Annotated in this window: 1 pseudogene; it reads right to left on the reverse strand. The window is 48.6% G+C overall.

What is annotated here, in order from left to right:
* A pseudogene (locus R7R78_RS26490) lies at nucleotides 1-694 on the reverse strand (lipase); the annotation flags it as partial.

Below are 694 nucleotides of genomic sequence, written 5' to 3' on the forward strand. Positions count from 1 at the left end.
AATGGATCTACAGTATCAAGCGTGGTTTGCGCTGCGTAGATGAACTGTGAGAAACCAGCACTCAGAGCTGCAAGCTGTTCCGGTGTCGCTAAACCTTCAAAGACCTCGTAACATGCTTTGTCATCTAACTGAGCACACTGCGCGTCAGCGTAAGACTTGTAATCCGTTGATGCTGCATAAGCAAGGTTGTGCTTGATTTGCGGACCAAAGTCTGAAGAACCCAGCAATAGATTACCGATTTGACCACCAGAGTTCTGAATAGAGGCCGCGCTAAATGTATACAGTGCATCAGCAGTAGGGCTGCCTAGTGTGTTGTTTGCAGCAGCAACCGCAGACGTACCAACAATACCGCCTAGCGAGTGACCCAGCATTTTTACTTGAGAGCCCGTCATTGGGTTAAAACCTTGAAGAGGGCCTCCAGCCAATAGGCCGCCTTGCGCTGATACTACTAAACTAGCACGTAAGCCCAATACATCCAGCACGCTTTGACGAAGGTTATCACGCGCTACAGCAAGGTTAGAAAGGTTCAAGTAAGCAAGAACGTTCGCATTTGCCGATCGTTGTTCGTCTAGGCTACGTGTTCCGTGGAGTGGAAGATCAATAGCGATAACAGCTACGCCAGCCTGCACCATATTAAAAGCAAATGCATACGCGTTTTCTTTCGCTGAGGTGATACCGTGTTGGTAGATCACCA

It is taken from the genome of Vibrio sp. 2134-1 (genome assembly GCF_033339495.1).